The organism is Pseudomonas sp. NPDC089422 (genome assembly GCF_044749405.1).
Taxonomy (GTDB): Bacteria; Pseudomonadota; Gammaproteobacteria; order Pseudomonadales; family Pseudomonadaceae; genus Aquipseudomonas.
Genome location: NZ_JBIVHW010000003.1, coordinates 237,368 through 262,458 on the forward strand (window position 1 = coordinate 237,368; position 25,091 = coordinate 262,458).

Here is a 25,091-nt window from a genome sequence, read left to right on the forward strand (position 1 = left end):
TCAATTTGTTGCGCGATTGTAGCAAAGCTGGCCTTTGCGCCTGCGACTCTTATAATTCCCATCGTCGGCGCGTGCCGGCACTTTCCCCGCTATTGAACCGGAGAACTCCCATGCTCAAACGCCCCCTGGCGCTCGCCGCCGGCCTCGTGCTGTCCTGCTGTGCCGTAGTCGCCCAGGCTGCCGATACCTTGCGGGTCAGTGCCATCCCTGACGAAGCACCGACCGAACTGCTGCGCAAGTTCGAGCCATTGGGCAAGTACCTGTCCAAGCAACTGGGCATGGACGTGAAGTTCGTTCCGGTCGCCGACTACCCGGCGGTGGTCGAGTCGCTGGCCAGCAACCGCCTGGACATGGCCTGGCTGGGTGGTTTCACCTTCGTTCAGGTACACCTGAAGGACCCGACCGCCACGCCGCTGGTGCAGCGTGAACAGGACGCCCAGTTCACCTCCAAGTTCATCACCGCCAACCCGGCCGTGAAGAGCCTGGCCGACCTCAAGGGCAAGTCGTTCGCCTTCGGTTCGATCTCGTCCACCTCGGGCAGCCTGATGCCGCGCTACTTCATGCTCAAGGAAGACAACATCAAGCCTGAGAGCTACTTCAGCCGTGTGGCCTATTCCGGTGCCCATGACGCGACCGTGGCCTGGGTACAGGCCGGCAAGGTCGATGGCGGCGTGCTCAATGCCAGCGTCTGGCAGAAGCTGGTTGATGCCGGCAAGGTCGACACCAGCAAGGTCAAGGTGTTCGCCACCACGCCGGCCTACTACGACTACAACTGGACCGTGCGCGGCAACATGGACCCGGCGCTGAAAGCGAAAATCAAGAAGGCCTTCCTCGACCTCGACCCGGCCAACCCGGAGCACAAGGCGATCCTCGACCTGCAGGCGGCCAGCCGCTTCATCGAGACCAAGCCTGAAAACTATGCAGGCACCGAGCAAGCCGCACGTGAGGCCGGCCTGCTCAAGTGACTATTCATGTACACGGCGCCGGCCTGCGCCACGGCCAGGTCCGCGCGCTTGATTCGATCAGCCTGAGCATCGCCAAGGGTGAGCGGGTAGCGATCATCGGCCCCTCGGGGGCCGGCAAGTCCAGCCTGCTGCACCTGATGGCCACCGCCGTGCAGCCCAGCAGCGGGCACCTGGAAGTGTTCGGTGAGCAGCCTTGGGCGTTGTCTGCCGGCGCGCGCCAGCGCCTGCGCGCGCGGATTGGCCTGGTGCACCAGGCGCCGCCGCTGCCGCCACGCCAACGGGTGGTGACGGCCGTACTGGCGGGGCGCCTGGGGCAGTGGGGCCTGCTGCGTGGCCTGCTCAATCTGGTGTATCCGACTGATGTGCCCGGCGCGCGCCAGGTCTTGGCCGAGCTGGGCCTGGCCGACAAGCTGTTCGTCCAGTGCGGGCAGTTGTCCGGCGGGCAGTTGCAGCGGGTCGGCATCGCCCGGGCGTTGTATCAGCGCCCGGAAGTGCTGCTGACTGACGAGCCGGTGTCGGCCATGGACCCGGTGCTGGCCGATCACAGCCTGGCATTGCTCAATCGCCATGCCGTGGCCAATGGCGTGACCCTGGTGGCCAGCCTGCATGCGGTGGACCTTGCGCTGGCGCACTTTCCGCGGGTGATCGGTATTCGCGAAGGGCAGGTGGCGTTCGACTGCCCGGCCGAGGCGGTGACCGAGCAATTGCTGGATGCCCTGTACGCCAACGAGCAACTGGGCTCGCCAGCGCAAGCCCAGGGGCCGACCCTGACCGTGCAGATTCCGCGATGCTGAAGGCCGACGCCCGCGACCCGGCTGCGTTGCCGCGTTTGTTGCTGACCTTTCTGGCGTTGGCCGTGCTGTGGCCTGGGCTGCAATTGAGCGAACTGAACCCGGGCGTCTTGCTGCAGGCGGAGAACCGGCAGCAGATTGCCAGCTTCACCAGTGCCTTCTGGCCGCCGGCGCACAGTGCCGAATTCCTCAGGTTGCTGTACGACTCCACCTTGCAGACCTTGGCCGTGGCGACAGCCGGCATGGCCCTGGCGCTGTTGCTGGCGGTCCCGACCAGCCTGCTGGCCAGCCGTGCGCTGTCACTGCGCGCTGCCTCCCGGGGTGGCCGGGCCGGGCCGTGGTCGCGCTTGTTGCGCCTGCCCGTGCGCGGCTTGCTGATTTTTCTGCGCAGCGTGCCGGAGATCGTCTGGGCGCTGCTGTTCGTGCGGGCCGTGGGCCTGGGGCCGACGGCCGGGGTGCTGGCCATCGCCATCACCTACAGCGGCATGCTCGGCAAGGTCTACGCGGAAATCTTCGAATCGGTCGACCAGCGCCCGGCGCATGCCTTGCTGCAGGCCGGCAGTGGGCGGTTGGCGGCGTTCTTCTACGGTATCCTGCCCAGTGCTTCGGCGGAAGTGGTGTCCTACACCGTCTACCGCTGGGAATGTGCCGTGCGCGCCTCGGTGGTGATGGGCTTTGTCGGTGCTGGCGGACTGGGGCAGCAGATCGACCTGTCGATGCGCATGTTCGCCGGGGGCGAGGTGGCGAGCATGCTGCTGGCGTTCCTCGGCCTGGTGCTGCTGGCCGACCTGCTCAGCCGCTTCCTGCGTGGGAGGCTGGCATGAACCGGGTGATCAACCTGCTGGTGATCGTCGCCATCGGGGTGGCGGTGGTGGCGTCGTTCGGTTATCTGGAACTCGACCTGCAGGCCTTGGTGGGTGATGGCGGCCTGGGGCAGATGGGCGAGTATGCCGGCCGCTTCCTGCATCCGGACTTGTCCGGCGAGCACCTGCAGGCGGTAGGGCGGGGTGCCATGGAGACTCTGGCCATGTCCGGGCTGGGCACCTTGCTGGCGATAGTCCTTGGCATGCTGCTGGCCTTGCCGGCGGCAGGGCGCTTCGGTTGGCCGCTACAGTCGCTGGCACGCTTGCTGCTCAATGCCCTGCGGGCCATTCCGGAGTTGGTGTGGGCGGCCTTGACGGTACTGGCGGCGGGCCTGGGGCCCAATGCCGGTACCTTGGCCCTGGCGCTGCACACCTCCGGCGTGTTGGGGCGCTTGTTCGCCGAGGCACTGGAGAATGCGCCGGCAGAGCCTGCCGCGGCCATTCGCCTGCAGGGCGGAGGGCAGGTGGTCGCGTTCTGTTTCGGGACCTTGCCGAACCTGTGGCCGCAGTTGCTCGCTTACAGCCTGTACCGCTGGGAAAACAACATTCGCATGGCCAGTGTGCTGGGGTTTGTCGGGGCAGGGGGCTTGGGGCAGATGCTCTATACCACCCTGAGCCTGTTCCAGGAGGCCCAGGCCAGTACGGTGATCATGGCCATGTTGCTGCTGGTGCTGCTGGTGGATGCGTTCAGTGATGTGTTGCGCCAGCGGTATGTGCGGGCCTGACAGATAGCCGGGGCCGCGAAGCGGCCCCCTTACTGCACCAACTCCCCACACTGCGCTTCCCGCTGCATCGATTCCAGATTCCGCTCGATGGTTTCGCAGATGGTGTCCATCTGGATCTGATGCTCACTGAAGCGAAACGGGCTCTGCAGATCCGTCCCGATCCGCTCGATCGCCAGCAGCATGAACCCCACCACTGTCGATGCCAGCGGCGTGAACCAGCCCAGCGACTCCACCAGCCCCACCGGCACGATCAGGCAGAACAGGGTGATGAACAGCCGTGGGAAGTACACGTAGGGATAGGGCAGCGGCGTATTGGCAATCCGTTCCATGCCACCCTGGGCGTTGGACAGGTCCACCAGTGTCGACTCCAGCCGCGCCAGGCGAATGCTGTCCAGCCGCCCGGCCTGGTATTCCCGTGCCAGCAACGCGGCCGAGCCACTGAGGATATCGTTGGCGAAGTTGTTCGAGCGGTTGCGCCGCTCGAACTCTGCCGGCGGGATGAACGCCATCAGTTCGTCCGGGCAGGCCTCACCCTTCAGATGCGCCGCCAGGCAGTTCACATAGGCGATGTGCCGGCGCAACAAGGTCGCCTTGGCCGGGTTCAGTCCATCTTCGACGTCATCGATCAGCGTCAGCGTCTGCCGGGCGAAGCTGCGCGAACCGTTCACCAGCGCCCCCCACAAGGTCCGCGCTTCCCACCAGCGGTTGTAGGCGCTGCTGTTGCGAAAGCTCACCAGCACCACCAGCGCCGAACCCAGCAAGGTCAGCGGGATCAGCGGCAGGGTGAACTTGCTGTTGAAGAACAGCATGAAGTCGATGGTGACCAGCACGTCCCAGAGCAGCAGCCAGAACAGCGACCAGCCGATGTAGCCGAAGGTCTTGACGATCAGGCGGTATTTGCGGGCGATGACGTCTTTCACACGAGCTGCCTCGAAAAGCCGGGGATGCAGGATGGGACGTCGAGGGGCGTCTATGGTTCGCAGCTGTTCGTCCAAGGGTGTTACTGGACGTGTAGTTTCATCTGTATCAAGGCTACCCGCCTGCCATCCTGAGCCTGCCGCTCCTCGATGCCAAACGGCACGAAGCCAAGCTGTGGATAAAGCACTAAACCCGCGGTGTTGTGGTTGAAGCACGACACCCACACCTCCCGCGCCGCGAACTGCTCACGGGCCAGGTCGATCATGCTCTGCACCAGGTAACGCGCCACGCCCTGACCGCGAGCGGTGGGGGCTACGACCACGTTGCCGAGGGCGCAGATACCGCCGTGCTCGGCCTTGTAGAAATTGGCGAAACCGAGCACCAGGCCGTCGCCTTCGACCACGGTCGAACCGCTGCGTTGGGCGATGGCGTCGCTCAATTGCGCAGGGGTGAGCGGGTAGGTGGCCTTGGGGAACATGTAGAACAGCTCGTCCGGGCCTTGCGGGAAGCAGCAGATGGCCGGGATGTCACTGGAATGAACGGGGCGGTGGACAAGGTGCATGGCAGGTCCTTTTGCGCGAATGTGCTGGGCACATCATCAGTGTCGACCGCAACCGTATCATGTTGGCCCGCAACGGTGGATCAAGGCTTGCTGGCCACTGCCACATAACCCTTGACCGCAGCAGGCGCGCCGTGCGGCTTGCCTTTGTGCGCCAGGTACTGGAAACGCCGCCATTCCTTGTCGATCTCGCTGTACGACATGAACACGCTGACCCGCGCCTTGTCTGCCAGGTCCGGGCGGTTGCGGGCATCGATCCCGTCCTTGGCGATGTAGGCGACATTCATGCCGACCACCTTGCCGTCATCGGCGAACACCGGGCCGCCAGACATGCCTTTGGTGATTGGGCCATCATGAACCGCGTAGAAAACACTCCCCGGCGTGCCTTCGAGACGCACCAGCGAGTCGAGCGTGTGGCCCTTGCCCTGCACCGGCATCATCAAGCTGTTGAAGCCGACCGCAGTCACCGATTCGCCCGGCACGAACTGGCGCCACTGCGGCACTTTGCTGGCCTTGTGCTTGAAAAACACCACGTCTCCCAGGCCCTCATGCACCACGTTGCGCAGGAACGGGGTGTGCTTGGCAGTGACGGCGTAGTCTTCGTTCCACTGGATGGCACTGGCCATCAGCAGCATCGGGACGGGGGCACCGGAAGTAACGACAAAAGCCTGGTCGTAGACGGGGTCTGAAACGTATGCGGTTGGCATTCCATTGCACCCACTCAGCAGCATCATTGCTGCCAGACAGGGCGCGGTTTTGTTCATGGGGCACGCAGTGATGAAGGATGAAGGGGGTGTCACTATGGCCAAGTGACATCACGGCATCAATACTTTTGGCATATCATCGACGAGTGACAGCTTATGGCCATCACTGGGTTGATAGCCAATAGATTCCCTGGATACCTGTAGGGCCCGCGGTCGTTGGGGTGGCGTCAAAAGGTAGGAGGTTTTGGCTTCTCGGGACGAATGAGCTGGGTTGAGCTGCATTGAGCTGGATAGGGCAGATGGCCTCTTCGTGGATGTACCCACTTCCACCGGAGGCAGTAAACGCTGAATGACAGGCACAAAAAAACCGACCATAAGGTCGTTTTTTTCTGGATCTTGGTGCCCCGAGGGAGACTCGAACTCCCACTCCTTTCGAAAACGGATTTTGAATCCGCCGCGTCTACCAATTCCGCCATCAGGGCTTAGGCGCCGCAGTATAGAGAGGTCGTCCAAGCCGGTCAATCGGCTTTCATGGTCAATTTTCACGCATTGGGCTAAACTTCCCGGCCCTGTCGAACCCGAACATCATCATGCGCGTCGCCGATTTTTCTTTCGAACTCCCCGATTCCCTGATCGCCCGCCACCCTCTGGCCGAGCGCCATGGCAGCCGTCTGCTGGTCCTCGATGGGCCGAGCGGGGCGTTGGCGCACAAGCAATTCCCCGATCTGCTCGACTATCTGCGGCCGGGCGACCTGATGGTGTTCAACAACACCCGGGTGATCCCTGCGCGGCTGTTTGGCCAGAAAGCCTCCGGCGGCAAGCTGGAAGTGCTGGTCGAACGTGTGCTCGACAGCCATCGCGTGCTGGCCCATGTGCGTGCCAGCAAGGCGCCGAAGGAAGGCGCAGTGATCCTCATCGATGGCGGTGGCGAAGCCGAAATGGTCGCCCGCCACGACACGTTGTTCGAGCTGCGCTTCACCGAAGAGGTGCTGCCACTGCTCGATCGCGTCGGCCACATGCCGCTGCCGCCGTACATCGACCGCCCCGACGAAGGCGCCGACCGTGAGCGCTACCAGACCGTCTACGCCGAACGCGCCGGTGCAGTTGCTGCGCCGACTGCCGGCCTGCACTTCGACGAAGCGCTGCTGGAGAAGATCGCCGCCAAGGGCGTCGAGCGTGCCTTCGTCACCCTGCACGTGGGCGCCGGCACCTTCCAGCCGGTGCGGGTCGACAAGATCGAAGACCACCACATGCACAAGGAATGGCTCGAAGTGAGCCAGGATGTGGTCGACGCCATCGAGGCCTGCCGCGCCCGTGGCGGCCGGGTGATCGCGGTCGGCACCACCAGCGTGCGCTCGCTGGAGAGCGCGGCGCGCGATGGCGTGCTCAAGGCCTTCAGTGGTGACACCGACATCTTCATCTACCCGGGCCGGCCATTCCACGTGGTCGATTGCCTGGTCACCAACTTCCACCTGCCGGAGTCCACGCTGCTGATGCTGGTCTCGGCCTTCGCCGGTTACCCCGAGACCATGGCTGCCTATGCGGCGGCGGTCGACAACGGTTACCGCTTCTTCAGTTACGGTGATGCCATGTTCATTACCCGCAATCCGGCGCCACGCGGCCCAGAGGATCAAGCATGAGTCGCACCTGTCGAATGTCGTTCGAACTGCTGGCCACCGACGGCAAGGCCCGTCGTGGTCGGCTGACCTTCCCCCGTGGCACGGTCGAGACCCCGGCGTTCATGCCGGTGGGCACCTATGGCACGGTCAAGGGCATGCTGCCGCGCGACATCGAGGCCATTGGCGCCGAGATCATCCTCGGCAACACCTTCCACCTGTGGCTGCGCCCGGGTACCGAGGTGATCAAGAAGCACAACGGCCTGCATGACTTCATGCAGTGGAAAGGCCCTATCCTCACCGATTCCGGTGGTTTCCAGGTATTCAGCCTGGGCGCCATGCGCAAGATCAAGGAGGAGGGCGTCACCTTCGCCTCGCCGGTCGATGGCTCCAAGGTGTTCATGGGCCCGGAAGAGTCCATGCAGGTGCAGCGCGACCTGGGCTCGGACATCGTGATGATCTTCGACGAGTGCACGCCATACCCGGCCGAGCACGACGTGGCGCGTACCTCCATGGAGCTGTCGCTGCGCTGGGCCCAGCGTTCGAAGAATGCCCACGCCGACAACACCGCGGCGCTGTTCGGTATCGTCCAGGGCGGCATGTACCAGGACCTGCGCATGCGCTCGCTGGAAGCCCTGGAAAACATCGGCTTCGACGGCCTGGCCATCGGCGGCCTGTCGGTCGGCGAGCCGAAGCACGAAATGATCAAGGTGCTCGACTACCTGCCGGACCAGATGCCGGCTGACAAACCTCGTTACCTTATGGGGGTAGGCAAACCGGAAGATCTGGTTGAGGGTGTGCGCCGCGGCGTCGACATGTTCGACTGCGTGATGCCCACGCGCAACGCGCGCAACGGCCACCTGTTTGTCGATACAGGGGTGATCAAGATCCGCAACGCGTTCCATCGCCACGATGATTCGCCGCTGGATCCGACCTGTGACTGCTATACCTGCACCAACTTCTCCCGCGCTTATCTGCACCACCTGGACAAGTGCGGCGAAATGCTGAGCAGCATGCTGAATACCATCCACAACTTGCGCCATTACCAGCGCTTGATGGCCGGTTTACGCGAGGCTATTCAACAGGGTAAATTGGCCGCCTTTGTCGACGCCTTCTACGCCAAACGCGGGCTGCCTGTGCCGCCTTTGGACTGACTGTTCGCATCCATTATTAGAAAATTACATTAGGAGTGCCCAATGAGCTTCTTGATCCCCGCCGCTTACGCGGACGCTGCAGCACCTGCCGCTGGCCCAGCCGGCACCGGTTTCGAATGGATTTTCCTGGTCGGTTTCCTGGTCATCTTCTACCTGATGATCTGGCGCCCGCAGTCCAAGCGCGCCAAAGAACAGAAGAACCTGCTGAGCAACTTGCAGAAAGGTGACGAAGTTGTCACCAACGGCGGCATCGCCGGCAAGATCGTCAAGGTTTCCGATGACTTCGTGGTCCTGGAAGTTTCCGACACCGTCGAACTGAAGTTCCAGAAGGGTGCCATCGCGGCCACCCTGCCAAAAGGTACGCTCAAGGCTATCTGAGTTACCGGTTTCATTTTTCCAGTCGGGGCGCGCAAAGCGCCCCGCGCTTTGAACGGGCGGCGTGATGCTGAACAAATACCCTCTGTGGAAATACGCACTGATCCTGGTGGTACTGGCGATCGGTTTCATTTATTCCGCTCCCAACCTCTACCCGGATGATCCGGCGGTGCAGATCAGCGGTGCCAGTTCGGCGCTGCGGGTCAACCAGGCCGACCTCGACCGCGTCAGCAAAGCGCTGGTCGATGCCGGTATCACCGTCAAGGGCGCGAGCCTGGGTGAGAAGGGCAGTGGGCTGATTCGCCTGACCAACCAGGAAGATCAACTGCCAGCCAAGGATGTAGTGCGCAAGGCACTGGGCGATGATTACGTCGTGGCCCTGAACCTGGCCCAGACTACCCCGCAATGGCTGCGCAACCTGGGTGCAAGCCCGATGAAGCTGGGCCTGGACCTGTCCGGTGGTGTGCACTTCCTGTTGGAAGTGGACATGGACAAGGCCATGAGCGCCCGCATGAAAGTCTACGAAGGCGAGGTCAAGACCTTGCTGCGCAAAGAGCGCATCCGCTACCGCAGCCTGCCGCAGCAGGATGGCGGTGTGATGCTGGGCTTCGCTGACGATGCTACCCGCGAACAGGCACGTGCCCTGATCCGCAAGAATTTCAATGATTTCGACCTGACCACCACCGAGCGCAACGAGCTCGCCGTGCTGCGTCTGGCGCTGACCCAGGCGAAAGTCGCCGAGATCCGCGAATACTCGATCAAGCAGAACCTGACCACCGTCCGCAACCGTGTGAACGAGCTGGGCGTGGCCGAGCCGCTGGTGCAGCGCCAGGGCGCCAACCGCATCGTGGTCGAGCTGCCGGGCGTGCAGGACACTGCCGAAGCCAAGCGTATCCTCGGCAAGACTGCCAACCTGGAGTTCCGCTTCGGTGCCGAGCCGGGCGCTTCCAAGGCCACTACCGAAGTCTTCGAGTTCCGTGAAGGCAACCGTTCCGCTGCTGTCGAGCGCGGCCTGATCATTACCGGTGACCAGGTCACCGATGCCCAGGCCAGCTTCGATGAGCACGGCCGCCCACAGGTGAACATCCGCCTGGATGGCCACGGTGGCGAGCTGATGAGCCGTGCGACCCGCAGCAACGTTGGTCGCAGCATGGCGGTGATCTTCATCGAGCAGAAGCCGGTCACCCGCTACGTCAAGCAGACTGTCGATGGCGTCGAGAAGGACGTTGCCGTACAGAGCTTCCAGGAAGAGAAGAAGATCATCAGCCTGGCGACCATCCAGTCGCCGCTGGGCAGCCAGTTCCGCATCACTGGCCTGAACGGCCAGGGTGAGTCGTCGGAACTGGCCCTGCTGCTGCGTGCCGGTGGTCTGGCTGCGCCGATGTACTTCGCCGAAGAACGTACCATTGGCCCGAGCCTGGGTGCCGACAACATCACCAAGGGTATCGATGCGTCGCTGTGGGGCATGTTGTTCGTCTCGCTGTTCATCATCGCCATCTACCGCGGTTTCGGTGTGATCGCCACCGTCGCCCTGGCGGGCAACATGGTCCTGCTGCTGGCGCTGATGTCGCTGCTGGGCGCGACCCTGACCCTGCCGGGTATCGCCGGTATCGTGTTGACCATGGGTATGGCGGTGGACGCCAACGTGCTGATCTTCTCGCGTATCCGCGAAGAGCTGAATGCCGGCATGTCGGTGCAGCGCGCCATCCACGAAGGTTTCAACCGCGCCTATACCGCGATCATCGACGCCAACCTGACCAGCCTGCTGGTCGGCGGCATCCTGTTCGCCATGGGTACCGGCCCGGTCAAGGGCTTCGCGGTCACCATGTCCCTCGGGATTTTCACCTCGATGTTCACCGCCGTCATGGTGACCCGTGCAATGGTCAACCTGACCTGCGGCGGGCGTGACATCAAGAAGCTGTGGGTTTGAGGGAGCTGCGATGAAAACCATCAACTTCATGGGCGTGCGCAATGTCGCGTTCGCCGTTACCGTGCTCCTCACCGTGCTGGCGCTGTTCAGCTGGTGGCAGAAGGGCCTGAACTTCGGCCTGGACTTCACCGGCGGTACGCTGATCGAGCTGACCTACGAGCGCCCGGCCGACCTCAAGGCAGTACGTGCCGAGCTGGTCGATTCCGGCTTCCACGAGGCCGTGGTGCAGAGCTTCGGCGCCACCACCGACCTGCTGGTGCGCATGCCGGGCGATGACCCGCAGCTGGGTGCCAAGGTTGGCGCGGCCCTGCAGAAGGCTGGCGGCGACAACCCGGCCACCCTCAAGCGCGTCGAGTTCGTCGGCCCGCAGGTCGGTGAAGAGCTGCGTGACCAGGGCGGCCTCGGCATGCTCCTGGCACTGGGCGGCATCCTCATCTACCTGGCCTTCCGCTTCCAGTGGAAGTTCGCCGTGGGCGCGATCGTCTCGCTGATCCACGACGTGGTGGTGACCCTGGGTATCCTGTCGTTCTTCCAGATCACCTTCGACCTGACGGTGCTGGCGGCGGTACTGGCGATCATCGGCTACTCGCTGAACGACACCATCGTCGTCTTCGACCGGGTGCGTGAGAACTTCCGCGTAATGCGCAAGGCCTCGCTGATCGAGAACATCAACGTCTCGACCACCCAGACCCTGCTACGCACCATCGCCACCTCGGTTTCGACCTTGCTGGCGATCGCTGCTCTGCTGTTCTTCGGTGGCGATAACCTGTTCGGCTTCTCGCTGGCGCTGTTCATCGGTGTCATGGCCGGTACCTATTCGTCGATCTACATCGCCAACGTGGTACTGATCTGGCTGAACCTGAACAGTGAAGACCTGATTCCGCCTGCGAAAAACGAAGGTGTGGATGACCGTCCTTAAGGATTAGTCCTACGCCGTTCGGCGACCAAAAAGGCGCGAGTGTTGAACTCGCGCCTTTTTTTTTGCTCCAAGGCTTGGAGAAAGCAGGTTAGCCCTGCAGGTACAACAGGAGGTTCATGTGAACAAATCAATGCTCGTAGGCGCTGTGCTGGGTGCTGTCGGTGTTACTGCCGGAGGTGCTGTTGCCACCTACAGCTTGGTGAACAAGGGGCCTGAGTACGCCCAGGTCACCGACGTGCAACCGATCAAGCAACAGGTCAAGACCCCGCGCGAAGTCTGCAAGGATGTCACCGTGACCCGTCAGGCGCCGGTCAAGGACCAGCACCAGATCGCCGGTACCGTGGTCGGTGCCTTGGCGGGCGGCCTGCTGGGTAACCAGATCGGCGGTGGTACTGGCAAGAAGATCGCCACCGTGGCCGGTGCGGTCGGCGGTGGTTATGCCGGCAACAAGGTGCAGGAAGGCATGCAGGAGCGTGACACCTATACCACCACGCAAACCCGCTGCAACACGGTCAACGATATCAGTGAGAAGGTGGTGGGCTACAACGTGACCTATTCCATTGGTGATCAGGTGGGCAAGGTGAAGATGGACCGCGAGCCGGGTTCGACCATTCCTGTGGACAAGAATGGCAAGCTGATCCTCAGCGAAGCCGGGCAGTAAGCGGCAGGCAAAAAAAAGCACCCTGATGGGTGCTTTTTTTTGCCTGCAATCCGCGCTTAGCGCTTCATGTGTTCTGGCAGGTGTGGCTGGATAGCGGTCAGTACGGCCTTGAAGCACTTGATGTTGCCTGCAACGATATGGCCCTTGTCGAGGAAGTCGTGGCCACCGTTGAAGTCGCTCACCAGGCCACCGGCTTCCTGGATCAGCAGCACGCCTGCTGCCATGTCCCACTCGGACAGGCCCGACTCCCAGAAGGCGTCGAAACGGCCGGCAGCCACGTAGGCCAGGTCCAGGCTGGCGGAGCCGGCGCGGCGGATACCGGCGGTCTGGCCAGTCAGGGCGCGGAACATGCCCAGGTAGTTGTCCATGTCAGCCATCTGGTTGTCACGGAACGGGAAGCCGGTGCCCAGCAGGGCGCCGTCCAGGCTGGTGCGCGAGCTGACGCGCAGGCGACGGCCATTGAGCTGGGCGCCACGGCCACGGCTGGCGGTGAATTCTTCCTGGCGAACCGGGTCGACGATCACGGCGTGCTCGAGGCGGCCACGGTATTTGCAGGCGATGCTGACAGCAAAGTGCGGGATGCCACGCAGGAAGTTGGTGGTGCCGTCCAGTGGATCGATGATCCACAGGTAGTCCTTGCCTTCTTCGCCGGTGCCGGCGTGCAGGCCGGTTTCTTCACCTTGAATGGAGTGGTTCGGGTAGGCCTTGCGCAGGGCGTTGACGATGCTCTGCTCGGCGGCGCGATCCACTTCGGAGACGTAGTCCTTGGCCTCTTTCTCGTCGACCTTGATGCTATCCAGGCGTTCGATGGAGCGGAAAATCAGTTCACTGGCGCTGCGAGCGGCGCGCAGGGCGATATTCAGCATAGGCTGCATGGGCGGGTCACCTGGAGATGTTAAAGAAGAAAGCCGAACATTCTAGCAGAAAAGTTTGGCGGCAGAAGTGTCACATTTGCTTTCATGGCGTTACGCTGGTCGGTTCTGTAAGATCGATTTCCCCCCAACCTGCATCTGTGAGCACAACACCTTGCTGCAAAATATTCGTGTTGTTCTGGTCAATACCAGCCACCCCGGCAACATCGGCGGCGCTGCACGTGCCATGAAAAACATGGGCTTGTCGCGTCTGGTGCTGGTGCAGCCAAAAGAGTTCCCGTCCGGTGACGCTACTGCGCGCGCCTCGGGCGCCGACGACATCCTGGCCAATGCCCAGGTGGTCGACAGCCTTGAAGACGCGCTGGTCGGCTGCAGCCTGGTCATGGGCACCAGTGCCCGTGAGCGCAGCATCCCCTGGCCGTTGATCGACCCGCGCGAATGCGGGGCCAAGGCCGTGGAGCACGCCAGCGGCGGTGAAGAGATCGCCCTGGTGTTCGGGCGCGAACACGCCGGCCTGACCAACGAAGAACTGCAGCGATGTCACTTCCACGTGCACATTCCCTCGAACCCCGACTTCAGTTCGCTGAACCTTGCCGCCGCGGTCCAGGTGCTCTCCTACGAGGTGCGCATGGCCTGGCTGGCAGTCGAAGGCGTGCCCTCTAAAGTCGAGAAGTTCGATGCCAACTCGCTGCGCAGCAACGAGCTGGCGACCATGGACGAAATGGAGCTGTTCTATGAACACCTGGAGAAAACCCTGGTGGACATCGGCTTCCTCGACCCTGAGAAGCCCAAGCACCTGATGCCGCGCCTGCGCCGGCTGTACGGGCGCAGCTCGGTCAATCGTTCGGAAATGAGCATTTTGCGCGGCATCCTCACCGAGACCCAGAAGGTTGTCCGGGGCGAGCCGCATAAACGGAAGGACTGACAGATGTTCGAGCGTCTGCGTGAAGATATCCAGAGCGTATTCCATCGTGACCCGGCGGCGCGCAATGCCTTCGAGGTGCTGACCTGCTACCCCGGCATGCACGCCATCTGGCTGCACCGCCTGGGCAACGCCCTGTGGAAGCGCGATTTCAAGTGGCTGGCCCGCCTGGTGTCGAACTTCGGCCGCTGGCTGACCGGTATCGAGATCCATCCCGGCGCGACCATCGGTCGGCGCTTCTTCATCGACCACGGCATGGGCATCGTCATCGGCGAAACCGCCGAGATCGGCGACGATGTCACCCTTTACCAGGGCGTGACCCTGGGCGGCACCAGCTGGAACAAAGGCAAGCGCCATCCGACCCTGGAAAACGGTGTGGTGGTAGGGGCGGGCGCCAAGGTGCTTGGCCCGTTCACGGTCGGTGCCGGAGCCAAGATCGGCTCCAACGCGGTGGTGACCAAGGCGGTGCCGGCCGGCGCCACTGCAGTCGGCATCCCGGGGCGGATCATCGTCAAGAACAGCGAGGACACCGAGCTCGAGGCCAGGCGCAAGGCCATGGCCGAGAAGATCGGCTTCGATGCGTACGGCGTCAGTGGCGACATGCCGGACCCGGTGGCCCGCGCCATCGGTCAGATGCTCGACCACCTGCAGGCCGTCGACGAGCGCCTGGAGGGCATGTGTGGCGCGCTGACCAAGATGGGTAGCGACTATTGTGCCAAGGAGCTGCCGAAGCTGCCGGAGGATGACTTCGCCGTCGAGACCCAGGCTGCCCAGCGCGACACTCAGTCGCATTGATTACGCCGCAGTGAAGTCACTCTGACATATGGGGCGTGTGCTCACGCCCCATTGCTGCTACACTCGCGCCCGCCTCCCAGATGCAAATCCGACTAAAGCAGTAGGTCTAATAGTTGACTTAAATGCTCGGGAATCGCATACTCGCACACATTCCGTAACTCCCGTGGTACCCATTAGCCATGCGACTGACTACCAAAGGCCGATACGCCGTCACTGCCATGCTCGACCTGGCATTGCACGCGCAGCATGGGCCGGTGTCTTTGGCCGACATTTCCGAGCGCCAGGGCATTTCCCTCTCTTATCTGGAACAGCTGTTCGCCAAGCTGCGCCGCAGCAGCCTGGTCTCCAGTGTGCGCGGTCCGGGCGGTGGCTACCAGCTGTCGCGCGGCATGGAAACCATCCAGGTGGCCCAGGTCATCGACGCGGTCAACGAGTCGGTCGACGCCACCCGTTGCCAGGGCCTCGGGGATTGCCATGCCGGTGACACCTGCCTGACCCACCACCTGTGGTGCGACCTCAGCCAGCAGATCCACGAATTCCTCAGCGGCATCAGCCTGGCCGACCTCGTCATGCGCCGTGAGGTGCAGGAAGTCGCCCAGCGCCAGGACCTGCGGCGTGTCGCAGGCCGTACCGCCCAGCTGGACAAGATTGAGACGTCCGCCGTCGACTGACCTTTTAATAGTGACGAGCGACGCCACCGCCTGATAGGAGATACCCATGAAGTTGCCGATCTACCTCGATTACTCCGCTACCACGCCGGTCGACCCTCGCGTCGCCCAGAAGATGGCCGACTGCCTGCTGGTCGACGGCAACTTCGGCAACCCGGCCTCGCGCTCCCACGTCTTCGGCTGGAAAGCCGAAGAAGCGGTCGAGAACGGCCGCCGTCAGGTTGCCGAACTGATCAACGCCGACCCGCGCGAAATCGTCTGGACCAGCGGTGCCACCGAGTCCGACAACCTCGCCCTGAAAGGCGTGGCGCACTTCTATCAGACCAAGGGCAAGCACATCATCACCTCCAAGATCGAGCACAAGGCGGTCCTGGATACCGCTCGCCAGCTCGAGCGTGAAGGTTTCGAAGTCACCTACCTGGAACCGGGCGAAGACGGCATCGTCACCCCGGCCATGGTCGAAGCCGCCCTGCGCGACGACACCATCCTGGTCTCGCTGATGCACGTGAACAACGAAGTCGGCTCGATCAACGACATCGCCGCCATCGGTGAACTGACCCGTTCGCGTGGCGTGCTGTTCCACGTCGACGCCGCCCAGTCGGCCGGCAAGGTCGAAATCGACTTGCAGAAGCTCAAGGTCGACCTGATGTCGTTCTCGGCGCACAAGGTCTACGGCCCTAAAGGTATCGGCGCACTGTACGTCAGCCGCAAGCCGCGCGTACGCCTGGAAGCCATCATTCACGGCGGTGGCCATGAGCGCGGCATGCGTTCGGGCACCCTGCCGACCCACCAGATCGTCGGTATGGGCGAAGCCTTCGCCATCGCCAAGCAGGAAATGGCCGCCGAGAACGTACGCATCAAGGCCCTGAGCGACCGCTTCTTCAAGCAGGTTTCGGACCTCGAAGAGCTGTACGTCAACGGCAGCAAGACTGCCCGCGTGCCGCACAACCTGAACCTGAGCTTCAACTACGTCGAAGGCGAGTCGCTGCTGATGTCCCTGAAGGACATCGCCGTATCGTCCGGTTCGGCCTGTACCTCCGCTTCGCTCGAGCCGTCGTATGTACTGCGCGCTCTGGGCCGCAACGACGAGCTGGCGCACAGCTCGATCCGCTTCTCCTTCGGCCGCTTCACCACCGAAGAAGAAGTCGACTACGCCGCGCAGCAAGTCTGCATGGCTGTCAACAAACTGCGTGAGCTGTCGCCGCTGTGGGACATGTACAAAGACGGCGTTGACATCTCCAAGATCGAGTGGGCCGCCCACTAAGCAGTCGCCGGCAAGAGCGGCTCCCTGATGAGGAAGGAATTGCACCATGGCATACAGTGAAAAGGTCATCGACCACTACGAAAACCCACGCAACGTCGGCAAGATGAACGCCGAGGACCCGGATGTCGGTACCGGCATGGTCGGCGCTCCAGCGTGCGGTGACGTGATGCGTCTGCAGATCAAGGTCAACGAGCAAGGCATCATCGAAGACGCCAAGTTCAAGACTTACGGCTGCGGTTCGGCCATCGCTTCCAGCTCCCTCGCCACCGAGTGGATGAAGGGCAAGACCCTGGACGAAGCCGAAACCATCAAGAACACCCAGCTGGCGGAAGAACTGGCGTTGCCGCCAGTGAAGATCCACTGCTCGGTACTCGCCGAAGATGCCATCAAGGCAGCCGTTCGCGACTACAAGCAGAAGAAAGGCTTGATCTAAGCCGCCCGTTGCAAGGTAAGACTCAAGGAGTTCCGATGGCTATCAGCATGACAGAAGCCGCCGCCAACCACATTCGCCGCTCCCTCGACGGGCGCGGCAAGGGTGAGGGCATTCGCCTGGGCGTGCGCACCACCGGCTGCTCGGGCCTGGCCTACGTGCTGGAGTTCGTCGACGAGCTGGCCGCAGAGGATCAGGTGTTCGAGAACCATGGCGTCAAGGTGATCATCGATCCCAAGAGCCTGGTGTACCTCGATGGCACCGAGCTGGACTTCGTCAAGGAAGGGTTGAACGAAGGCTTCAAGTTCAACAACCCCAACGTGCGCGGTGAGTGTGGCTGCGGCGAAAGCTTCAACGTCTGAGGCTGGCCGTGGGTACTCCTTGTCATTACGCTCTGTTTGACCTCCAGCCTTCTTTCCGCCTGGATCTCGACAAGCTGGCCACTCGCTATCGCGAGCTGGCCCGCGAGGTCCATCCGGACCGCTTCGCTGACGCCTCCGAGCGCGAGCAGCGGGTAGCGCTGGAAAAGTCCGCGGCTCTCAACGACGCCTACCAGACCCTGCGCAGTGCGCCGCGCCGTGCCCGCTACTTGCTGGCTATCGGTGGCCACGAAGTGCCCCAGGAAGTCACGGTCCATGACCCTGATTTCCTGTTGCAGCAGATGCAGTGGCGCGAAGAGCTCGAAGAGTTGCAGGACGAAGCCGACCTCGATGGCGTGGCCGTGTTCAAGAAGCGCCTGAAGGCCGCCCAGGACACGCTCAACGAGGATTTCGCCGCCTGCTGGGATGTGCCTGCCGAGCGCGACCAGGCCGAACGCCTGATGCGCCGCATGCAGTTCCTCGACAAGCTCGCCCAAGAAGTGCGCCAACTGGAAGAGCGCCTCGACGATTAACCCGGTGTCGCCCGTGATGACGCCTAAGGTATTCAGATAAGCATGGCCCTACTGCAGATCGCCGAACCCGGTCAAAGCCCTCAGCCGCACCAGCGTCGCCTGGCGGTGGGGATCGACCTGGGTACCACCAATTCTCTGGTCGCTGCCGTGCGCAGCGGTCGCAGCGAGCCCCTGCCCGATGCGCAGGGCAACGTCATTCTGCCGTCGGCGGTGCGTTACCTGGCTGGTCACAGCGAAGTCGGCCTGGCCGCGCGCGAGGCGGCGTCCAGTGACCCGCTGAACACCGTGCTGTCGGTCAAGCGCCTGATGGGCCGTGGCCTGGCAGACGTGAAGCAGCTCGGCGAGCAGCTGCCGTACCGCTTTGTCGGCGGTGAATCGCACATGCCGTTCATCGACACCGTCCAGGGGCCGAAAAGCCCGGTGGAAGTGTCCGCCGACATCCTCAAGGTCTTGCGCGAGCGTGCCGAAGCCACCCTGGGTGGTGAACTGGTAGGCGCGGTGATCACCGTGCCGGCCTATTTCGACGACGCCCAGCGCCAGGCCACCAAGGATGCCGCGCGCCTGGCCGGCCTGAGCGTGCTGCGCCTGCTCAACGAGCCGACCGCCGCTGCCGTGGCCTATGGCCTGGACCAGAATGCCGAAGGCCTGGTGGCCATCTATGACCTGGGTGGCGGTACCTTCGATATTTCCATCCTGCGCCTGACCGCCGGTGTGTTCGAAGTGCTGGCTACCGGTGGCGATACCGCCCTGGGCGGCGACGATTTCGACCACGCCATCGCCGGCTGGATCATCGAACAGGCCGGCCTGTCCGCCGATCTCGACCCGGCTACCCAGCGCCAGCTGCTGCAGGCCGCCTGCGCCGCCAAGGAAGCCCTGACCGATGCCGACACAGTCAGCGTCAGCCACGGTGCCTGGAGCGGCGAGCTGAGCCGCGCCGCCTTCGAGGCGATGATCGAGCCGATGATCGCCCGCAGCCTGAAAGCCTGCCGCCGCGCCGTGCGCGACAGCGGTGTCGAGCTGGAAGAAGTGGGGGCAGTGGTGATGGTCGGTGGTTCGACCCGCGTGCCGCGCGTGCGCGAAGCGGTGGGCGCGCTGTTTGGCCGCACCCCGCTGACCTCGATCGACCCGGACCAGGTGGTGGCCATTGGCGCCGCCATCCAGGCCGACACCTTGGCCGGCAACCGCCGCGAAGGTGGCGAACTGCTGCTGCTCGACGTCATCCCGCTGTCCCTGGGCCTTGAGACCATGGGCGGGCTGATGGAGAAGGTGATCCCGCGCAACACCACCATTCCGGTGGCCCGTGCCCAGGAGTTCACCACCTATAAAGATGGCCAGTCGGCCATGATGATCCACGTCCTGCAGGGTGAGCGCGAGCTGATCAGCGACTGCCGCTCCCTGGCGCGCTTCGAGCTACGCGGCATTCCGGCCATGGTTGCCGGCGCCGCCAAGATTCGCGTGACCTTCCAGGTCGATGCCGACGGCCTGCTCAGCGTTGCCGCCCGTGAACTGGGCTCGGGCGTGGAAGCCAGCATCCAGGTCAAGCCGTCCTACGGCCTGACCGACGGCGAGATTGCCCGCATGCTCAAGGACTCCTTCGAGCACGCAGGCTCCGACAAGCAGGCGCGCCAGCTGCGCGAGCACCAGGTCGACGGCGAACGCCTGCTCGAAGCGGTGCAGGGCGCCCTGGACGCCGACGGTGAGCGCCTGCTCAGCGAAGACGAGCGGGTCGCCATCGAGTACCAGATGCAAGAATTGCGTGATTTGCTCAGCGGCACCGATGGCGCGGCCATCGAGCAGCAGACCAAGCGTCTGTCGCAAGTGACCGATGCCTTTGCCGCCCGTCGCCTTGATTCGACGGTCAAAGCCGCACTGGCCGGGCGCAACCTGAATGAGATCGAGGAGTAACCGATGCCCCAGGTGATTTTCCTGCCGCACGAGAAGTTCTGCCCGGACGGGCTGGTGGTCGAGGTGGAGCCAGGCACCAACATCCTGGAGCTGGCCCACGAGCACCACATCGAGATGGAAAGCGCGTGCGGCGGTGTGTGCGCCTGCACCACCTGCCACTGCATCGTGCGCGAAGGCTTCGACTCGCTCGAGGAAGCCGACGAGCTGGAAGAGGATATGCTGGACAAGGCCTGGGGCCTGGAGGCGCAATCGCGCCTGGCCTGCCAGGTGATCGTCGGTGAGGATGACCTCACCATCGAGATTCCGAAGTATTCGCTCAACCACGCTGCCGAAGCGCCGCACTGAGGTTTGCCCCATGAGCCTGAAATGGATTGATGTACTTGAGATCGCCATCCAGCTTGCGGAAAGCAAGCCGGACGTCGATCCTAAATATGTGAATTTCGTCGATCTGCACCGTTGGGTGCTGGCCTTGCCAGAGTTCAGCGACGATCCGTCACGTGGCGGTGAGAAAGTGCTCGAGGCCATCCAGGCGGCCTGGATCGAAGAAGCCGACTAAGCGTGACGCTGCAGGTTAGGCAATCCCCTGGAACCCGCGTATAATTCGCGGGTTTAATTTTTCGTAACACTCATATTCTGGAGTTTTCCATGGCTGTTCAACGTACTTTCTCGATCATCAAGCCTGACGCCGTTGCCAAGAACGTAATCGGCAAGATCACCACCCGCTTCGAAGAAGCTGGCCTGAAAATCGTTGCCTCGAAAATCAAGCAACTGTCCAAAGCCGAAGCCGAAGGCTTCTACGCCGAGCACAGCGCTCGTGGCTTCTTCGGTGACCTGGTTGCCTTCATGACTTCCGGTCCGGTTGTCGTTCAGGTTCTGGAAGGCGAAAACGCCATCGCTCTGAACCGTGAGCTGATGGGCGCTACCAACCCTAAAGAAGCTGCTCCAGGCACCATCCGTGCTGACTTCGCCGAGTCGATCGACGCCAACGCCGTTCACGGTTCGGACTCCGAAGCTGCCGCTGCTCGCGAAATCGCTTACTTCTTCGCTGCTACCGAGGTAACCACTCGCTAAGCGAAAGCTTACGGGTGAGGGTGAATCCATGACGACATCTACTGGCAAAATCAACCTGTTGGGGCTGACCCAGCCGGAAATGGAAAAGTTCTTCGACTCGATAGGGGAGAAGCGCTTCCGTGCCGGTCAGGTGATGAAATGGATTCACCATTTTGGCGTGTCCGACTTTGCGGCCATGACCAACGTTGGCAAGGTCTTGCGCGAAAAGCTCGAGGCCGTTGCCGAGATTCGCCCCCCGGAAGTGGTCAGTGAAGACATTTCCGCCGACGGCACCCGCAAGTGGGTGATCCGCGTTGCCTCCGGCAGCTGCGTCGAAACCGTCTACATCCCCACCGACGACCGCGGTACCCTCTGCGTTTCGTCGCAAGCCGGCTGCGCCCTGGACTGCAGTTTCTGCTCCACCGGCAAGCAAGGCTTCAACAGCAACCTCACTGCCGCCGAAGTCATCGGCCAGGTGTGGCTTGCGAACAAATCCTTCGGGACCGTCCCGGCCAAGATCGACCGCGCGATTACCAACGTGGTCATGATGGGCATGGGCGAGCCCCTGCTGAACTTCGACAACGTCATCGCCGCCATGCACATCATGATGGATGACCTGGGCTATGGCATTTCCAAGCGCCGCGTCACCCTGTCCACCTCGGGTGTGGTGCCGATGATCGACGAACTGGCCAAGCACATCGACGTGTCCCTGGCGCTGTCGCTGCACGCGCCGAACGACGAACTGCGCAACCAGCTGGTGCCGATCAACAAGAAGTACCCGCTGAAGATGCTGCTGGAATCGTGCATGGGCTACATGTCGACCCTGGGCGGCAAGCGCGTGCTGACCATCGAATACACCCTGCTCAAGGACGTCAACGACCAGCCTGAGCATGCGGCGCAGATGATCGAGCTGCTGCGCGACGTACCGTGCAAGATCAACCTGATCCCGTTCAACCCGTTCCCGCATTCGGGCTACGAGCGGCCGAGCAACAACGCGATTCGCCGCTTCCAGGACCTGCTGCACCACGGTGGTTTCAACGTCACCACCCGTACCACCCGTGGCGACGACATCGATGCCGCCTGTGGTCAACTGGTCGGCCAGGTCAACGACCGTACCCGCCGCAGCGAGCGCTACATCGCGGTCCGCCAGCTGTCCGCTGACGCCGAGCTGCAAGACAGCGCCGTGCGTCACTGAGTCCGGCCTTGCCATGAGCCTGCGCGCCGCGCTGTCGATCCTTGCGCTTTCGCTGCTGGCCGGCTGCGTGTCGGGTGGCGCGAGCGATCCCCTGGCCAACCGCCAGGGGCGGGCGGAGGCCGGGCGGGCCTACACTCAGCTTGGCCTGGGATATTTGCAACAAGGTTTGACCCAGCAGGCCAAGGCCCCCTTGGGCAAGGCACTCGCGCTGGATGCCGGGGATGCCGACGCTCACGCGGCCCTGGCCCTGGTGTTCCAGGCCGAAGGTGAGCCAGCCCTTGCCCAGGCGCACTTCGAAAAAGCGCTGGCCGCCCGCCCGGGCGACACGCGAATTCGCAACAACTACGGCAGTTTCCTATATGCTCAGCAGCGTTTTGCCGAAGCCGAGCAGATGTTTCGCCTGGCCAGTGCCGATACCCTGTATCCTGAACGTTCGCGGGTGTACGAGAACCTTGGCCTGACGGCCCTGGAGCTCGACGATCGCGACCAGGCACATGCGTATCTGACCAAGGCCCTGCAACTCAACCGACGCCAGCCCAGAGCGTTGCTGGAAATGGCTGAGTTGTCCTACGAAAACAGGCATTATGTGCCGGCCCGGGATTACTACGATCGTTTCAGCCAGTTGAGCGATCACAGCGCCCGTAGCCTTCTGCTGGGCAGCCGCCTTGCCCGGGTATTCGACGAGCAGGGCACCCTGGCCGATCTGGGCCAGCAATTACAACGACTTTATCCCGGTACGCCGGAATATCAGCAATACCTGTCGGAGCAACGATGAAAGCCGCGCATCCCGAAGTAGCAGCAGCGACTGGCCAGAACCCCGGTGAGCTGTTGCGCCAGGCCCGCGAGAAACGGGAGTGGTCGCAAGCCGAGGTGGCCCGCAAGCTCAACCTCACCGTAAGTTCGCTGAACCACGTGGAAACCGGCGCCTTCGACAAGCTGCCAGGGCATACGTTTGCCCGTGGTTACATCCGCGCCTATGCCAAATTGATGGACATGGACCAGGCATCGCTGGTCGAAGCCTTCGACCAGTACACCGGTACCCACGCCAAGGGCAGCGAAGTGCATTCCCTGGGTCGCATCGAAGAACCGGTGCGCCTGTCGCACAACATCATGCGCGGCGTCACCCTGCTGCTGCTGGTTGCGGTGGTCGGCGGCAGCTTCATCTGGTGGCAGGACCAGGGCAGCATGAAAGGCAAGGACCTGGCCAAGATCGCCCTCGAGCACGTGGAAGTCGAAAGTGCCGACGGCACCACCCAGATTCACCCGCTGGACGAGCCGGAAGACCAGGCCGTGACTGCGGGTCAGCAACCTGAGAGCGCACCGTTGCCACTGGAACAGGCCCCCGCCGAGGCGGCAGCCGAAACCACCAGCGAAGCCGCCCCGGTCGCGACTACGCCTGCACCGGCTCCGGCGCCTGTTCCTGCTCCGGTTCAGCAGGCACCGGTCCATGCTGTCGCACCAGCCCCGGCTCCGGTAGCGCCAGCAGCCAGCGTGCCGGCCGTCGCCGCTGCCGAGCCTGCCGCCGCTGCGGCCGTGCCGGCCGGCAGCGCCAAGGTTGCAATCCAGTTCACCGCCGATTGCTGGACCCAGGTGTCCGATGGCAACGGCAAGGTGCTGTTCAGCGCCGTCAAGCGCAAGGGGGACAACCTCGAACTGACCGGCAAGCCGCCATTCGCGGTACGCCTGGGCTTTGCCCGCGGCGCCCAGGTCAGCTACAACGGCCAGGCCGTCGATGTTGCCCCGTTCACCAGTGGCGAGACCGCTCGCCTGAAGTTGGGACAGTAAGTCATGCACGGCGAATCTCCGATCAAACGTCGCGAATCCCGCAAAATCTGGGTCGGCAATGTGCCGGTGGGTGGTGATGCCCCCATCGCGGTGCAGAGCATGACCAACACCGACACCAACGATGTGATGGCCACCGTGGCGCAGATCCAGCGCCTGGTCGATGCCGGCGTCGACATCGTCCGCGTCTCGGTACCGGACATGGACGCCGCCGAGGCGTTCGGCAAGATCAAGCAGCTGGTCAGCGTGCCGCTGGTTGCCGATATCCATTTCGACTACAAGATCGCCCTGCGCGTGGCCGAGCTTGGCGTTGATTGCCTGCGTATCAACCCCGGCAACATCGGCCGTGAAGACCGCGTGCGCGCGGTGGTCGACGCTGCCCGCGACCGGGGTATCCCGATCCGCATCGGCGTCAACGCCGGTTCCCTGGAAAAGGACCTGCAGAAGAAGTACGGCGAGCCGACCCCGGCCGCGCTGGTCGAATCGGCCCTGCGTCACGTCGAGCACCTCGACCGCCTCGACTTCCAGGACTTCAAGGTCAGCGTGAAGGCCTCCGACGTGTTCATGGCCGTCGAAGCCTACCGCCTGCTGGCCAAGCAGATCATCCAGCCGCTGCACTTAGGGATAACCGAAGCCGGTGGCCTGCGCTCGGGGACGGTGAAATCCGCCGTCGGCCTCGGTATGCTGCTGGCCGAAGGCATCGGCGATACCATCCGTATCTCGCTGGCGGCCGACCCGGTCGAGGAAGTGAAGGTCGGCTACGACATCCTCAAGTCGCTGCACCTGCGTTCGCGTGGCATCAACTTCATCGCCTGCCCGAGCTGCTCGCGGCAGAACTTCGATGTGGTCAAGACCATGAACGAGCTGGAAGGGCGCCTGGAAGACCTGCTGGTGCCGCTGGACGTGGCGGTGATCGGTTGCGTGGTCAACGGCCCTGGCGAAGCCAAGGAAGCCCACGTGGGCCTGACCGGTGGCACGCCGAACCTGATCTACATCGACGGCAAGCCGGCGCAGAAACTGACCAATGACAACCTGGTCGATGAGCTGGAGAAGCTCATCCGCCAGAAAGCGGCCGAAAAGGTCGAGGCTGACGCGGCGCTGATCGCCCGCAGCTGACACACAGATTCGTAAGGACT

At 63.0% G+C, this 25,091-nt stretch carries 29 protein-coding genes and 1 tRNA gene; 25 read left to right on the top strand and 5 right to left on the bottom strand.

The features are described from left to right. Positions 1–110 precede the first annotated feature (110 nt). Genes ACIPZ8_RS07220 through phnE form a run of 4 tightly spaced genes read left to right on the top strand, consistent with a single transcriptional unit; the run spans position 111 to position 3,344 of the window. A complete protein-coding gene (locus tag ACIPZ8_RS07220; RefSeq protein WP_400720949.1) occupies positions 111–965 on the top strand; it encodes a putative selenate ABC transporter substrate-binding protein in 855 nt (284 codons plus the stop codon). After that, positions 962–1,759 carry a phosphonate ABC transporter ATP-binding protein gene (locus ACIPZ8_RS07225; RefSeq protein ID WP_400720951.1) on the top strand — a complete coding sequence of 266 codons (798 nt, stop codon included), beginning with the start codon at positions 962–964 and terminating at the stop codon, positions 1,757–1,759. The genes ACIPZ8_RS07220 and ACIPZ8_RS07225 overlap by 4 nt, the downstream gene beginning before the upstream one ends. Next, a complete protein-coding gene (locus ACIPZ8_RS07230) occupies positions 1,753–2,580 on the top strand; it encodes a PhnE/PtxC family ABC transporter permease (protein WP_400720954.1) in 828 nt (275 codons plus the stop codon). The genes ACIPZ8_RS07225 and ACIPZ8_RS07230 overlap by 7 nt, the downstream gene beginning before the upstream one ends. Further along, positions 2,577–3,344: a phosphonate ABC transporter, permease protein PhnE gene (gene phnE / locus ACIPZ8_RS07235; RefSeq protein ID WP_400720956.1), complete on the top strand. Its 768-nt coding sequence runs from the start codon at positions 2,577–2,579 to the stop codon at positions 3,342–3,344. The genes ACIPZ8_RS07230 and phnE overlap by 4 nt, the downstream gene beginning before the upstream one ends. A 29-nt stretch (positions 3,345–3,373) precedes the next feature. Here the strand turns inward: phnE and ACIPZ8_RS07240 are convergent, their stop codons facing one another. From ACIPZ8_RS07240 to ACIPZ8_RS07255, 4 genes are all read right to left on the bottom strand, one after another. Further along, a complete protein-coding gene (locus tag ACIPZ8_RS07240) occupies positions 3,374–4,264 on the bottom strand; it encodes a bestrophin family protein (protein WP_400720958.1) in 891 nt (296 codons plus the stop codon). Between the two features lie 80 nt (positions 4,265–4,344). Continuing rightward, positions 4,345–4,824, bottom strand: a complete 480-nt coding sequence (locus tag ACIPZ8_RS07245; protein WP_400720961.1) for a GNAT family N-acetyltransferase — start codon at positions 4,822–4,824, stop codon at positions 4,345–4,347. Between the two features lie 80 nt (positions 4,825–4,904). Then, positions 4,905–5,552 carry a trypsin-like peptidase domain-containing protein gene (locus tag ACIPZ8_RS07250; RefSeq protein ID WP_400721557.1) on the bottom strand — a complete coding sequence of 216 codons (648 nt, stop codon included), beginning with the start codon at positions 5,550–5,552 and terminating at the stop codon, positions 4,905–4,907. Between the two features lie 370 nt (positions 5,553–5,922). Next, positions 5,923–6,007 (bottom strand) — tRNA-Leu (locus ACIPZ8_RS07255). Positions 6,008–6,115: 108 nt separating this feature from the next. Here ACIPZ8_RS07255 and queA point away from each other — a divergent pair. The 6 genes from queA to ACIPZ8_RS07285 all read left to right on the top strand — a co-directional run bounded on the left by queA (position 6,116) and on the right by ACIPZ8_RS07285 (position 12,180). Further along, the gene (gene queA / locus ACIPZ8_RS07260; RefSeq protein WP_103445630.1) at positions 6,116–7,165 is read left to right on the top strand and encodes a tRNA preQ1(34) S-adenosylmethionine ribosyltransferase-isomerase QueA; all 1,050 of its coding nucleotides are present in this window, start codon (positions 6,116–6,118) and stop codon (positions 7,163–7,165) included. 14 nt (positions 7,166–7,179) lie between these two features. Next, positions 7,180–8,295 carry a tRNA guanosine(34) transglycosylase Tgt gene (tgt, locus tag ACIPZ8_RS07265; protein ID WP_178120086.1) on the top strand — a complete coding sequence of 372 codons (1,116 nt, stop codon included), beginning with the start codon at positions 7,180–7,182 and terminating at the stop codon, positions 8,293–8,295. Positions 8,296–8,337: 42 nt separating this feature from the next. Further along, on the top strand, positions 8,338–8,673 hold the full coding sequence (gene yajC, locus ACIPZ8_RS07270; RefSeq protein WP_027920288.1) for a preprotein translocase subunit YajC: 336 nt from the start codon (positions 8,338–8,340) through the stop codon (positions 8,671–8,673). A 64-nt stretch (positions 8,674–8,737) separates the two neighbouring features. Beyond that, a complete protein-coding gene (secD, locus tag ACIPZ8_RS07275) occupies positions 8,738–10,600 on the top strand; it encodes a protein translocase subunit SecD (protein ID WP_099814287.1) in 1,863 nt (620 codons plus the stop codon). Positions 10,601–10,610: 10 nt separating this feature from the next. Then, the gene (gene secF / locus ACIPZ8_RS07280) at positions 10,611–11,519 is read left to right on the top strand and encodes a protein translocase subunit SecF (protein WP_400720963.1); all 909 of its coding nucleotides are present in this window, start codon (positions 10,611–10,613) and stop codon (positions 11,517–11,519) included. A 118-nt stretch (positions 11,520–11,637) separates the two neighbouring features. Further along, a complete protein-coding gene (locus tag ACIPZ8_RS07285) occupies positions 11,638–12,180 on the top strand; it encodes a glycine zipper 2TM domain-containing protein (protein ID WP_400720966.1) in 543 nt (180 codons plus the stop codon). A gap of 56 nt (positions 12,181–12,236) precedes the next feature. Here the strand turns inward: ACIPZ8_RS07285 and suhB are convergent, their stop codons facing one another. Beyond that, entirely contained in the window at positions 12,237–13,055 is an 819-nt protein-coding gene (gene suhB / locus ACIPZ8_RS07290) for an inositol-phosphate phosphatase (protein WP_016393981.1), read from the bottom strand. 151 nt (positions 13,056–13,206) lie between these two features. Between suhB and trmJ the strand changes: the two genes are divergently transcribed. From trmJ to ispG, 15 genes are all read left to right on the top strand, one after another. After that, positions 13,207–13,977, top strand: coding sequence for a tRNA (cytosine(32)/uridine(32)-2'-O)-methyltransferase TrmJ (gene trmJ, locus ACIPZ8_RS07295; RefSeq protein ID WP_400720969.1), 771 nt, complete (start codon positions 13,207–13,209; stop codon positions 13,975–13,977). Between the two features lie 3 nt (positions 13,978–13,980). Beyond that, positions 13,981–14,769, top strand: a complete 789-nt coding sequence (gene cysE, locus ACIPZ8_RS07300) for a serine O-acetyltransferase (protein ID WP_152956691.1) — start codon at positions 13,981–13,983, stop codon at positions 14,767–14,769. A gap of 179 nt (positions 14,770–14,948) precedes the next feature. Next, positions 14,949–15,440 carry a Fe-S cluster assembly transcriptional regulator IscR gene (gene iscR / locus ACIPZ8_RS07305; RefSeq protein ID WP_008092572.1) on the top strand — a complete coding sequence of 164 codons (492 nt, stop codon included), beginning with the start codon at positions 14,949–14,951 and terminating at the stop codon, positions 15,438–15,440. A gap of 46 nt (positions 15,441–15,486) precedes the next feature. Continuing rightward, on the top strand, positions 15,487–16,701 hold the full coding sequence (locus ACIPZ8_RS07310) for an IscS subfamily cysteine desulfurase (protein ID WP_027920282.1): 1,215 nt from the start codon (positions 15,487–15,489) through the stop codon (positions 16,699–16,701). A 46-nt stretch (positions 16,702–16,747) separates the two neighbouring features. After that, a complete protein-coding gene (gene iscU / locus ACIPZ8_RS07315) occupies positions 16,748–17,134 on the top strand; it encodes a Fe-S cluster assembly scaffold IscU (protein WP_007929523.1) in 387 nt (128 codons plus the stop codon). A 35-nt stretch (positions 17,135–17,169) separates the two neighbouring features. Then, a complete protein-coding gene (iscA, locus tag ACIPZ8_RS07320) occupies positions 17,170–17,493 on the top strand; it encodes an iron-sulfur cluster assembly protein IscA (RefSeq protein WP_023630636.1) in 324 nt (107 codons plus the stop codon). A gap of 8 nt (positions 17,494–17,501) precedes the next feature. Continuing rightward, on the top strand, positions 17,502–18,023 hold the full coding sequence (gene hscB, locus ACIPZ8_RS07325; protein ID WP_400720974.1) for a co-chaperone HscB: 522 nt from the start codon (positions 17,502–17,504) through the stop codon (positions 18,021–18,023). A 42-nt stretch (positions 18,024–18,065) separates the two neighbouring features. Further along, entirely contained in the window at positions 18,066–19,928 is a 1,863-nt protein-coding gene (gene hscA, locus ACIPZ8_RS07330; protein WP_400720977.1) for a Fe-S protein assembly chaperone HscA, read from the top strand. 3 nt (positions 19,929–19,931) lie between these two features. After that, entirely contained in the window at positions 19,932–20,273 is a 342-nt protein-coding gene (gene fdx, locus ACIPZ8_RS07335) for an ISC system 2Fe-2S type ferredoxin (RefSeq protein ID WP_054887566.1), read from the top strand. 10 nt (positions 20,274–20,283) lie between these two features. Further along, on the top strand, positions 20,284–20,484 hold the full coding sequence (iscX, locus tag ACIPZ8_RS07340; protein WP_027920277.1) for a Fe-S cluster assembly protein IscX: 201 nt from the start codon (positions 20,284–20,286) through the stop codon (positions 20,482–20,484). Between the two features lie 89 nt (positions 20,485–20,573). Continuing rightward, positions 20,574–20,999 carry a nucleoside-diphosphate kinase gene (gene ndk / locus ACIPZ8_RS07345; RefSeq protein ID WP_011532343.1) on the top strand — a complete coding sequence of 142 codons (426 nt, stop codon included), beginning with the start codon at positions 20,574–20,576 and terminating at the stop codon, positions 20,997–20,999. Between the two features lie 28 nt (positions 21,000–21,027). Next, complete coding sequence (rlmN, locus tag ACIPZ8_RS07350) at positions 21,028–22,173, top strand: 23S rRNA (adenine(2503)-C(2))-methyltransferase RlmN (RefSeq protein ID WP_054887568.1); 1,146 nt, start codon at positions 21,028–21,030, stop codon at positions 22,171–22,173. 13 nt (positions 22,174–22,186) lie between these two features. Then, the gene (pilW, locus tag ACIPZ8_RS07355) at positions 22,187–22,948 is read left to right on the top strand and encodes a type IV pilus biogenesis/stability protein PilW (RefSeq protein WP_400720982.1); all 762 of its coding nucleotides are present in this window, start codon (positions 22,187–22,189) and stop codon (positions 22,946–22,948) included. After that, positions 22,945–23,958 carry a RodZ domain-containing protein gene (locus ACIPZ8_RS07360; RefSeq protein ID WP_400720985.1) on the top strand — a complete coding sequence of 338 codons (1,014 nt, stop codon included), beginning with the start codon at positions 22,945–22,947 and terminating at the stop codon, positions 23,956–23,958. The genes pilW and ACIPZ8_RS07360 overlap by 4 nt, the downstream gene beginning before the upstream one ends. 3 nt (positions 23,959–23,961) lie before the next feature. Continuing rightward, the gene (gene ispG / locus ACIPZ8_RS07365) at positions 23,962–25,071 is read left to right on the top strand and encodes a flavodoxin-dependent (E)-4-hydroxy-3-methylbut-2-enyl-diphosphate synthase (protein WP_110637517.1); all 1,110 of its coding nucleotides are present in this window, start codon (positions 23,962–23,964) and stop codon (positions 25,069–25,071) included. The last annotated feature ends 20 nt before the right edge of the window (positions 25,072–25,091 follow it).